Here is a 10,476-nt window from a genome sequence, read left to right as displayed (position 1 = left end):
GACGTACACGCTCGTCCCAGGCTTCTACCGGCTCTCCCATGGAGACCCAAACATCGGTATAGATAAAGTCACATTCTGAGACGGCTTCTTCAGCGGACTGGGTAACGGTGATTCTTGCTCCGGATTTTTCTGCTAATGGCTCGCAGAGATTCAGCAGTTCGGGGGCAGGGGTGTATCCTTTTGGAGCGGCAATTCTGAAGTCGACGCCCATCTTGGCACAACCCACCAGCAGTGAGTTCGCCACATTGTTCCGGCCATCGCCTGCGTAACAGAGCTTAAGTTCACTCAGAGGACGACCCTTGCCATGTTCCAGCATGGTCAGAAAGTCGGCCAGAACCTGAGTCGGGTGCCAGTCGTCGGTCAGGCCATTCCAAACGGGAACGCCTGAGTATTTTGCCAGTTCTTCAACATGCTGCTGGGAATGGCCACGGAACTCAATACCATCATACATTCTGCCCAGAACCCTGGCGGTGTCTTTCACCGATTCCTTACTGCCCATCTGTGAGCCACCGGAAATGTAGGTCACATTTGCACCCTGATCAAAGCTGGCTACTTCAAAAGCACAGCGGGTTCGGGTGGATGCTTTTTCAAAAATCAATGCGATGTTGCGACCCTGAAGAAAGCGGGGTTCATTGCCGCTTTTCCTGGCCTGCTTCAGTTGCAGGGACAGATCGAGCAACGAGGCAATATCCTCTGCTGTGAAATCAAGCAGTTTCAGGAAAGGTTGGTTGGGCAGTCTGAAATCCATCGTTTTACTCTTGCTTTTTGTTAGGCGCATGGTTGCTTGCTGTGGACATTTGTCGCATCTTTCGGCGGCACTCCAGACGAACAGGCACAAGACTCCAGCGGGCGTTAGAATATATGCGCAAAAACCGGATAGCACTACGTAGAAATACGTCTGCCGTTACCAGTCAGAGCAGGTGCGGCTCCCGTAATCAGTAAGTGCTTACGTTATGTTTTTGATTTTAAGCCACCGATTGGCTGATTGCCCATATATTATCGTGGAGTACCTGAAGTCAGAAGCCGGGTATGCCGGACTTTTATAGCGACGACTAGAGCAGCGACGGGTAGGGGCGATCTTCAATGACATCTCCACTAGAGGCATTTACGACCAGCCTTTTCTTGAAGCGACTCTCATCCAGATAATAAATTTCCCGAACCTGCTGTTTCTTCCAGCGTGCCAGTCGGGTTTTCAGAATCACAATACTATTGTGAGTTTCTCTGGCCTTTGTTATGACCTGACTCAGGGACACAAGTTTACCCTGAGGTTGCACTGTGTAGGTGATATCATCAACGAGCATTCCGGTATAGGCATCAAGCGTCGTAGACCAGCGCTTTTGTTTTTTGTCTATAAAGTCAATGATTCGAACCCGCTGGCCATTTCGCATGTCGGTCCTTGTTTTCAGGATGACCGCAACAGAATGCTTGCTTTTGACTTTCTCTATGATTTTTTCCAGCGGCATGGGCGTCTGCAATTGGGCAACTTCAATGACCTTGCCTGATTGGGCATCAACGACTGCACGCTGGTTTCTGTTTCTACTGTCAGTAAAGTCAATGACCCTGACCCTGCGTCTGTCTTCTTCTGTAAGACGAACGTTTTGAATGATGACCTCACCGTACTTTTTCCGAATCTGACTGATGATTTGTTCCAATGGCACCAGATGGTTAGCTTCCGCAGGTGTAGGGGATTCGGCCTGACTACCCATTACTATGAACAGTGACATGATTAGCGACAGAGTGAAGACTTGAGCGAGACGTGACGGGAATTGGCTTTTGTACATGACACAGTACCTGTGGATTTACTTTGCAGATGCAAAGCCTTGGAAGGGATCTCGTCCAAACTGGAATATGAAACCGCACTATGAATTTACATCTTTTCTGAAAGAACCGTTTTACAAGAATGGCTCTGTTTTCAGCGAAGAAAAACGAGCTATGGAACTAGCTGTTAATGTAGATTTGAATGGATGGATTGCAAGCCGGAGTCCTCTGTAGGGGACAATTTCGAGACAAAGTTTGATCTGACTTCAGATCGGGGCTTTCGTCTGCCTGCCGGTCGGGGTTCACGGTGGCAGATTGAGTTAGAGGGTACCGATACCGTGACCGCCGTGATTATGGCGGGGGATTATGAGTCGAACCAAGCGCAAGCCAAGACAGGCTCTGTACCGTTTATGGAAAGATGCACCGCTGAACAGGGATGGTTCTGGCACAATCACGGTGGCTGTGCTTACTGTGAAGGCAACCGCCTGCACAAGCACCGCAGGCGCATGGCGGCTAGTGAGGCGGATTCTCTGGAAGAAAGTCATCGTGCATGACTGCTTCATACGTCCACGGACATTCTGAAGGGAAGGTTTCAAGGGGTAACTCGGTTTGCCTGGCCGCAAGGACGACGGCTTTTTTGTAGGCTTTTTTGTACAGTTCTGCCTTCCTGGGCTTCAGGCCGGGGTTTTCATCCAGTACATCTTTAGCCTTGGCTCTTTGCAAAATAATGGAGTCGCGCCAGTTTCTTGAACGTCGCTCTGGCTGATACTGCCATTTTAATAAATGCATGAGCAGTTGCATCAAGTGACTGGTCAATGAACGCGGCTCATGCTTCCCCATATCTTCCACTTCTTCGGCAAGGTTATCGAGATCGAGTTCGTCGAACCGGCGTTCTTTAATGAGTTGAGCCTGCTGTTTTGTCCAGCTATAGAAGTCGGACTCATAAAGTGTTTTCTGATCATTATTCATGGTGTGATTCCAGACAATCTCAGCCGGTCTATTCAGTTTATCAGGCGTATGAAAGAGTGAACAGGCGGCCGATAGCAGGTATTCTGCAAGCCCATTACCTCAAGCAGTCACCTAACGTGCAACCCCCCCATTCACTGGCAAAGCATCTTAAAACCTCTCCTGGCTGGCCTCAATCCCATATTGACCTTAATTACGCTGGTTATTTTGGCCTCATCCGGATGGGTTCAGTCAACCTGACACGGGGCTCATCAAGACCACTTGAAAGCCCCGCACTTTGAGCAGAGCTTTACGGTAGAATCAGGACCGATTATTGCCCCTGACAAGCCTTGCGAACTTCTTCAGCAATAATAGCAACACCACGCTCTACGGTTTTATTATCGCGAGCATACGTCATCCTCAGGCATTCATGCTTGTGCTGCCAGTCATCGTTGATGCCTGGAAAGAAATAGTGGCCGGAGACTACCAGAACGTTGCGCTTTTTTAGTCGTTCGTAGAGTTCCTGGTTGCTGATGGGCAGTCCCTCAAACCAGAGCCACAGGAACATGGCACCTTCCGGTGTGTGTACCTTCCAGTTGACGCCATTGAGATACTTCTGCAATAAAGAAACAGCAAACCTGGCCTTGTTTTCATAATAAGGACGAATCACATTTTTGCTGAGATCAATGATACTGTCGTCACGGATCATATCCAGCACGATCAGGCTGCCAAAACTGTTGGGAGCCAGATTCATGATGGCGTTGATGCCCGATAATGCTTTGATAACCTGCTCGTTGGCAATAACGATACCGGTTCTGGCAGCTGGCAGGCCAAGTTTGGAAAGACTGAGGCAGAGAATAGTGTTCTCATTCCATTCCGGGTTGGCATCGCTGAAGATCAGGTTTGGGAATGGGGTTCCGTAGGCACCGTCAATGATCAGGGGAATGTCATGGGCTCTGGCCATTTCGTCCAGTCGGCTGACTTCCAGGTCGGTCAGGACATTACCGGTTGGGTTAGTCGGACGGGAAGCACAAAGTGCACCGGTACGTTCATCCACTTCCAGGCTGCTGAAATCGACATGATATTTGAACATGTCATCATTGATGATCTTGATTTCAGGCTTGTTAGCCAGGAAGAAGTTATCGCTCAGACCTGCGTCACCATAGCCAATATATTCAGGCGCCAGTGGCAATTGAATACAGCGATGGCTGCCATCATCATAATGACCGGCAAACATATTGAAGAGCATGAAGAACGCGGCCTGGCTGCCGTTGGTCAAGGCAATGTTTTCCGCTCCCAGTTTCCAGCCAAACTGACGGTTGAGAAAGCGGGCCGTCTCATGAACAAATTCTTTTTCTCCCTGGGGCGGGTCATAGGTGCCGATCAGTCGGGTGAACTCGGACTGACTGTCCAGAATTGTCTGAAGTCGCTGACGAAAAGCCTCTTCCACTTCAGGAATATGGGCAGGATTCCCTCCTCCCATCATAATCATATCCTGGCCGCCGGCCAGTGCATTGCCCAGATCATCCATAAGCTGGAGTATGCCGGTATGACTGGTAAATTTAGTGCCAAATGTGGAAAGCTTCATGCTTGCCTCAGGTTATCTGCATACAGCTGTGAACAGCTCAACATAAAACGAAAAGACTCTCGCTGATTACGCGGTAAAGTCCGGAAAGGAATATCCTGCCAGAGGCATTATTGAGTGAAAATTGCCGTCAGGGTGCGAGGTTGTCGCAAAAGTGCTGTGCTCTTGGGCAGGAGATACCTCGGGAGTTTAACTGAGATTGTGTTGCTGTGCATAAGATATTTTTAGCGCTGCGTCCTGCACCCTGCCTCATCGTATCAGTCGAGACAGGAGTTCCGGCGGACGGTTTACGCGTTTACAACTCAGCCAGAGGGTCATTCATAACTTGCAGATGGTCATCCATATGTTTCATATCGATAAGAGGCTCCTTCTGGGGAGAACGTTTATTTTTGACCTTGTAGTAGGTGATAGCGGCAATACCAGCAGCAAAAACCAAAACTCCACCAACGACGGTCAGTGCTTTTTGCCAGGGCTTAAAGCCTGACGAACTGCCACCTCTGCGACCATCCGAGAACTCAAGACTTGCCGGAGTTGAATTGTTGTAGGTCGGCTTTAGTTCTGTCACAAGACTTTGTGAATGGGTGGGCAGGTTTCTGGCTGGTGATGGACCGGGCTTGGTGTCGTTAAGTCTGGCATTTCTGCCCTTGGAAATTTTATCTTTAGTATTGTTACTCCGTTTTTTAAAGGGAGTTGAGTGGGTTGGCGACGATGTGCCCTTAAGATTTTTCTCTGAGCTTGTCAGTATCGATTTCAAAGCAGATTCAGTGCTTAAGGAAAAGCCAGAGGTTAATGGGTTCGGTGTCCCGGAATTAACATGGGTTGTTGTAGCAGAAGTAATAGACTTAATCGAGCTGAATAGCCTGCGGAATGATGAAGTAAACATTGTTGGGTGAGTGAAGCTACCTGGACAGGAGGTGATCCCATCAGAAAATACAAAGCCACCGATAATGTTAGTATGTTCAAGCTGGTGGCAGGGATCATTACCGAGTGCATTAAACTGGTTGTTGCTGTCGCCTGACAGTGTCACAGGCAGTGTCAGATCGTTCCGGCGTTCTATGGACACCAGCTCGCCAAGAAGCTGGTTTGATTTCAATACCAGCTTTTGATAACCGGTCAAAGACAGTGCTGCCTGATAACCCCTGATAAGATTGCCCGTCATATCGACGGTCAACGGGGCTCGCCAGTCTTCGCTGCTCTGGTCCGGGCCATGAATGCTAATGCCTTTTGCATTAACGTCACTGACTTTTGTCGTTACAAACTCACTGTTGACAATGCTGACTGTAACGTGTTCGGGAAGAGCAAGGTTCATGGCTTTTGGCGCATTCCCCAATATGTAATTGTCCTTGAATTCTATGGCCCGAATAAACTCGCTTCGGGGTGAGGTATCCCGGTAGGTAAGGTTAATATCCACAGCCGTTTCAACGGGATTTTTTTTGTTGTAGCAGGAATAGACCTGATTGTTCGAAAAGCCAACCAGGGTTCTGTTCGTGAACAGTGCTGAATCTACGTTTTCCGATTCATCGGCTAGAGAAAGGCTGATGGCAGGCTTAAGGATTTGAAAGAACTCATTCCTGAAAATATTGGCCATGTAGCCATTAGCCGGGACTTTCAGGGATTTCAGGTTCAGCTCTCCTTTCAGCATCTCAGTGTACACTTCGTGGCTGGCAGTAGTGATAACCTTCGAATCAGCTTCGCAATGTTTGCCAGCATCTTCCATAAAGGCGTCCAGTGCAGGTAACGTGGTCAAACCCGTGATCAGGATGCCTGCACCGTTAAAGTGAATCAGCTCACCTTTGAAAAAAACTTTTTCGCTGTTATGGTGGTAGCGTCTGGACCAGGACCAACCGCCATCTCTGCAGTCATGTTTGTACTCAATTTTCTTCATCAGGGCAGCAAAATAGCCGTCTGCCAATGAACCGTCACTGCGGTCCAGTGGCACCCCGATGAGCATTTGCCCTGCTTTTAAATGGATGGTTTCTTTGACCTGAAAGTGTTCAAGCCAGCTACCGGGCAGGACCGAAGGCAGATCGTCGTGGCTACCGGCAATGACCGGCCGTTTCGAAGCGCAGTCTTCACCAGCGGAAACAGGTTCTGACTTCATGCCGACACCCACCAGAAGAAATGCGGTGTTGGTGGTCTCTTCCCATGGTCTGTCAGAATTGAACTCATCAATGCTTTCGTCGAGGTAGTTGATTTTGCTTTCGTCGAAATAGCTTTTTTCGGTCGGGGTGTAGATAACACATCGGTCAATGGATTGTCTGGTCCTGACAGAGACTTGCCTGAGTGCTTTTAGAGTTGCCTGTACCATGGCTTCTGAGGTGAGCAGGTCCTCGCCTAAGGGTTTTCCTTTGCACAACTCGGAAAGTTCCAGTCTGCCTGTTGCGGCAGTGGTTTGAGGTTGGGTGGCACTGTAAGTGGGGCTCGCGGTTGTTGCAGTGGTGGGGAAAGCTGGGGAAGATTCAACAAATAAGGCCGTTATAAAAATAATAATGCAGAGAGACAGTAAGTATTTCATGGCGTCCTCATTACACAATAAGTGTCGTAAAACAAAAACGGTTAGTACTAATAATCATTCATGCCGAAATATGGCTGCAGCTTGATCTCAAGCAGGTACTATTGTTTTTGTTAGATAATGTTTTTATTTGCTAAGAGAGTATAGTCGGTGTTATTCGGCGGTAGGATTTTTTGAAAAGTGATTATTTTCATTTCGCGTAAGACTATAGCTGATCAGGGCGGGGGAGGATATTAATGTCTGAAATCATTACTCTTCAGGGGCGAAATTAAGAAGTACGTTCGACCCACAGCGGCGAAGTTTATACCTTCACCGGAGATAATCATCCCTGTCAAAATATAACTGCTGCTCAGTGCCCATTAAAGATCATCTTGAGACCTCAAGCGGTACCATTCGGTAGGAGGTGTCAGTAAATAGAGTTTCATTTTGTATCTGAAATAACCGAGAACAATAGCCGTAGGCACAATAGCTAACCCGCCAACGACTGCCAGCGAGGTTTGCCAAACGTTCAGGCTCGTCGAACTATCACTGACTTTGTCATCAAGGGACTCAAGATAACTTGCCTCCGTCGCATTGCTGAAGACTTGCCGAATTCCTGTCACGAGTCTTTGTGAACTGGTGAGCCGTTTTCTGGTAGATGGTTTTTCTGTCTGGGAATGTACAACCGATGTTGTGACAGAGTCAGAAGATTTTACAGAGCTGAATGTCTGCGGGTATGAGGTAGTAAACATTGTTGGGGGAGTGAGCCTGCCCGGACAGGTAGTAGTAGCGTCGGAAAATACAAAGCCACCGATGATATGAGTATGTTCAAGCTGGTAACAGGGGTGGTCATCGCCCGCCTTAAACTGGTTGTTTTTGTCGCCTGCCAGTGTGACCGGCAAAGTCAGATTCCCATGGCGTCCAATGGACACCCGATCGCCCAGAAGCTGGTTTGAGTTCAACACTAGCTTCTGATAGCCCGCCAAGGACAGTGCTGTCCGATAGCCTTTTATAAGATTGCCCGATAGATTGGCGATCAGTGGGAATTGCCAGTCCTCTCTGCTCTGGACCGGGCCGACAAGGCAAATACCTCTTGAACTCCTGGCACTGACTTTTGTCGTTACAAACTGATTGTTGCTGATGTCGGCTTTAACGTGTTCGGGAAGAACGAGGCTCATGGCCTGTGGTGCATTCCCCAGGATGTGATTGTTTTTGAATTCCAGGGCCCGGATAAACTCGGGTTGCGGTGAGGCATCCTGGTAGGCGATATCAATATTCAGGGCCTTTTCAACCTGACCTGTGTAGCAGGAATAGACTTTATTGTTCGAAAAGCCAACCAGGGTTCTGCCGCTAAACATCCTTGAATCGACGTCTTCGGATTCATCCGCAAGAGAAATGCTAACGGCGGGCTGAAGGATTTGGAAGAGCTCATTCCCGAAAATATTGAGCATGTAACCTTTATCCGGAACTTCCAGCGATTTCAGATCCAGTTCTCCTTTCAGCATTTCCCTGTGCGCCTCGTGGCTTGTGATGTGGAAATACTTTTCTTCATCTGCTCTCCAACAATAATCTTTCATGCGAAGGTATGCCCCAAAAGTATTGTGTAATGCAGGCAATGTGGTTAAACCAGTGATCAGGATACCTGCACCACTGAAGTGAATCAGCTCCCCTTTATAAGTTGTACTTTTCCTGTAGTAGCCTTCATAGAGGTGACTTGGGTTACAGTGATGTGTGGGTTCAATTTTTCTTTGTACGGCAGCAAAATAGCCATCTGCGAATGAACCGTTACTGCTGTCAAGTGGTACCCCGATCAGCATCTGTCCGGTTTTTAAATGAAGGGTTTTTTTGATCTGAAATTGTTCAAGCCAGTTACTGGGCAAGACTGAAAGCTGACCCTCCTTTTGGCCGGCAATAACCGGTTTTTTCGAGGCACAGCTTTCTTCTGCTATGATCGTTTCTGACTTCATACCAACACCCACCAGTAAAAAGGCGGTGCTGGTGGTATCTTCCCATGACTTGTTGGCATTGAATCCAGCGATTTCTTCGTCGAGGTAGCTGTCTCTGAGCGGGGTCTTGATAACACACCGATCGATGAGTTGTTTAGAGGTAGCAGAGACCTGCTCAAGCGCTTTAACAGCCGCTTGTTTCATGGCCTCCGTAGTGAGCAGATCCGGATGCTCAATATTACCTGAGCACAACTCGAAAAGCTTCAGATCGCCCGCTGAGGCAGTGGTTTGATGATGGGTGTCGTTAAAGGTAGGTCTCAGGCTTGGTGAAGTGGTAGGCAAAGCCGGAGAAGATTCAGAACACAGGATCGTAACAAAAGTGATAATGAAAAGAGACAGTGAATGCTTCATGACGTCCTCATTACACAATATTTGTCGTAGAACAAAAATGGCCAGTACAGACAATTATTCATACTGAAACAGGACAGCGGCCTGATAACAGCCAGTTACTATCGTTATTCGGGAGAATGGCTTTACTTGCCAAGGGAAGAGTATAGGTAGCAGGTAAGAATATAAACAATAAAAGTCATTATTATTTAGATTGTTCTATGACCAGGATAGACTGAAAAATAGATGATAATAGAGTTGCGAACCAAAGCCTCCTGAGATCCAGCGGCGTGAGACTCGTTTTATATTGAAGATTAATGGTCATATTGAAGAGCTAAAAATAACCCCCACTAAAATTTTAATCTGTGTCGATTATGGCTCCATAATTCATCTGCTTCGCCAGCAGGCCACTTGTAGTGGCCATATCTATTTGTATGATGGCTTTGTCGCCTCGGGCTTAACATCTGGTTCTCTGCTCAGCTCTCTGCTCAGCAGTCGTCATCACATCCCGCATTCGACGATTCAGGTGAACCTCATCGGGACCAGGTAATCGCCTTTCTGTAGCTCTGTGATCGTCTCTGAGTACATCGCTTTGCTAAAAGCATTATTTAACGACAGTTGTCATGTATAAAGCATCGGCGTTTCAGTAGAACTTCAGCACGTTTACTATGGATAGGAGAATCCACGAAAAACCATGTTTTAGTTCCTTACTCCTTATTCTCTCGTCTATCCTCACTGCTCCTATCCATAGAAAACATAAGGATAGAGCCATTAAAAGCCTACTCCTGCACGTATTGGTCTTTGTGCCTTTCGTCTGCCCGATTGAGCTGCAGACCCACCGTTTCATTGTTGAAGTTAACCAGAACAGGGCTCTGACAATAAAGACTGAGCCGGGCATATTATCTGCGATGCCAATGACCGATGGGAAGCCGATGCAAAACGAACCATTACACATTACCCGCACAAACGGATATTCAGGTGCAGGCACGCCACTCGGTGACAAATCCTGTAGGCGAAACAAATTTCAGATCATCACTTTGATGTACGGAACAGGCGACGGTAACTATTCCCGGACAAAGGGGGCAGAAGATTATGGTCAGTCCTTCGATAGACATTCAGAAAAATCGCATTATCTATACGACAACGATCATAATGATGAAAATTCGGGCCGACCCACCGACTCCCGACATAGCCTTAATGAAAATTGCCATGAACAGCCCTGCTGTAATCGACAAGGACGCTGTGTCTTCGCTCCCTCCACAAGTACCCAGTGTCGTTCAACCTCAGACGACTCTTTTGTTTGCAGAAAAGATGTCTGTTTGCAAACAGGCGATCAGGAATCTGGCCCGGTAAGCCATCCTGCT

The 10,476-nt window shown here is 47.8% G+C and carries 8 protein-coding genes; 2 read left to right on the top strand and 6 right to left on the bottom strand.

Going from position 1 to position 10,476, the window contains the following annotated elements; translation table 11 throughout:
* Together argF and KDK19_RS22795 are read right to left on the bottom strand one after the other, a co-directional pair.
* Positions 1–748, bottom strand: a 748-nt coding sequence (gene argF / locus KDK19_RS22800; RefSeq protein WP_257293023.1) for an ornithine carbamoyltransferase, incomplete at its 3' end; no start/stop codon positions are given.
* 304 nt (positions 749–1,052) lie between these two features.
* Positions 1,053–1,781 carry a PepSY domain-containing protein gene (locus tag KDK19_RS22795; protein ID WP_257280407.1) on the bottom strand — a complete coding sequence of 243 codons (729 nt, stop codon included), beginning with the start codon at positions 1,779–1,781 and terminating at the stop codon, positions 1,053–1,055.
* A 183-nt stretch (positions 1,782–1,964) separates the two neighbouring features.
* Between KDK19_RS22795 and KDK19_RS22790 the strand changes: the two genes are divergently transcribed.
* On the top strand, positions 1,965–2,312 hold the full coding sequence (locus tag KDK19_RS22790; RefSeq protein WP_257280406.1) for a hypothetical protein: 348 nt from the start codon (positions 1,965–1,967) through the stop codon (positions 2,310–2,312).
* Here KDK19_RS22790 and KDK19_RS22785 read toward each other — a convergent pair.
* From KDK19_RS22785 to KDK19_RS22770, 4 genes are all read right to left on the bottom strand, one after another.
* On the bottom strand, positions 2,272–2,727 hold the full coding sequence (locus KDK19_RS22785) for a DUF29 domain-containing protein (RefSeq protein WP_257293022.1): 456 nt from the start codon (positions 2,725–2,727) through the stop codon (positions 2,272–2,274). The two genes, KDK19_RS22790 and KDK19_RS22785, sit on opposite strands and share 41 nt — an antisense overlap.
* Before the next feature lie 307 nt (positions 2,728–3,034).
* Entirely contained in the window at positions 3,035–4,291 is a 1,257-nt protein-coding gene (locus KDK19_RS22780) for a valine--pyruvate transaminase (RefSeq protein ID WP_257293021.1), read from the bottom strand.
* A gap of 292 nt (positions 4,292–4,583) precedes the next feature.
* Positions 4,584–6,803, bottom strand: coding sequence for a hypothetical protein (locus KDK19_RS22775; RefSeq protein WP_257293020.1), 2,220 nt, complete (start codon positions 6,801–6,803; stop codon positions 4,584–4,586).
* Positions 6,804–7,159: 356 nt separating this feature from the next.
* Positions 7,160–9,136: a hypothetical protein gene (locus KDK19_RS22770; protein WP_257288646.1), complete on the bottom strand. Its 1,977-nt coding sequence runs from the start codon at positions 9,134–9,136 to the stop codon at positions 7,160–7,162.
* Positions 9,137–9,780: 644 nt separating this feature from the next.
* Between KDK19_RS22770 and KDK19_RS22765 the strand changes: the two genes are divergently transcribed.
* On the top strand, positions 9,781–10,476 hold a 696-nt coding region (locus KDK19_RS22765), incomplete at its 3' end, for a hypothetical protein (protein ID WP_257293019.1).

Origin of the sequence: Endozoicomonas sp. ONNA1, assembly GCF_024606325.1 — a bacterium.
Lineage (GTDB): Bacteria > Pseudomonadota > Gammaproteobacteria > Pseudomonadales > Endozoicomonadaceae > Endozoicomonas_A.
The sequence above is the reverse complement of the archived record's forward strand: the minus strand, read 5'-3'. Positions and strand labels throughout refer to the sequence as shown.

What these genes read in the sequence shown, in the direction of transcription:
- KDK19_RS22785 (WP_257293022.1), bottom strand. Translation starts at nt 2,727, where the DNA reads ATGAATAATGATCAGAAAACACTTTATGAGTCCGACTTCTATAGCTGG.
- KDK19_RS22790 (WP_257280406.1), top strand. Translation starts at nt 1,965, where the DNA reads ATGGATTGCAAGCCGGAGTCCTCTGTAGGGGACAATTTCGAGACAAAG.
- KDK19_RS22770 (WP_257288646.1), bottom strand. Translation starts at nt 9,136, where the DNA reads ATGAAGCATTCACTGTCTCTTTTCATTATCACTTTTGTTACGATCCTG.
- KDK19_RS22775 (WP_257293020.1), bottom strand. Translation starts at nt 6,803, where the DNA reads ATGAAATACTTACTGTCTCTCTGCATTATTATTTTTATAACGGCCTTA.
- KDK19_RS22795 (WP_257280407.1), bottom strand. Translation starts at nt 1,781, where the DNA reads ATGTACAAAAGCCAATTCCCGTCACGTCTCGCTCAAGTCTTCACTCTG.
- KDK19_RS22780 (WP_257293021.1), bottom strand. Translation starts at nt 4,291, where the DNA reads ATGAAGCTTTCCACATTTGGCACTAAATTTACCAGTCATACCGGCATA.